This is a genomic window from Aeromonas sp. LsrichE-8G (assembly GCF_022869435.1).
In the GTDB taxonomy this organism is placed as follows: Bacteria; Pseudomonadota; Gammaproteobacteria; order Enterobacterales; family Aeromonadaceae; genus Aeromonas; species Aeromonas caviae.
Genome location: NZ_JALIHH010000196.1, coordinates 1 through 341 on the forward strand (window position 1 = coordinate 1; position 341 = coordinate 341).

Here is a 341-nt window from a genome sequence, read left to right on the forward strand (position 1 = left end):
TGCGAGCCGAAACCAGCCGTAAGGCAAGCTTGCGGAAGAAGCAGCAATTTGCGGGCATGAGCAGCCCATATCTGGAAAAGGTACTGGATGCTGGGTTAGCTGAACTGGCATCAATTTAACAATATGTTCACGCTCTCGCCCTGAGGCCCAGGCCTCCTCGTTTGCGCTCACACGGGTTGTTTCAGGGGACGTTAAGGAAGGTGCGAACAAGTCCCTGATATGAGATCATGTTTGTCATCTGGAGCCATGGAACAGGGTTCATCATGAGTCATCAACTTACCTTCGCCGACAGTGAATTCAGCAGTAAGCGCCGTCAGACCAGAAAAGAGATTTTCTTGTCC

At 51.0% G+C, this 341-nt stretch carries 1 pseudogene; it reads left to right on the plus strand.

Annotated features, from left to right (window positions below):
* Nucleotides 1-119 (plus strand): annotated as a pseudogene (locus MUW49_RS18620) (ISAs1 family transposase); the annotation flags it as partial.
* Nucleotides 120-341: the final 222 nt, after the last annotated feature.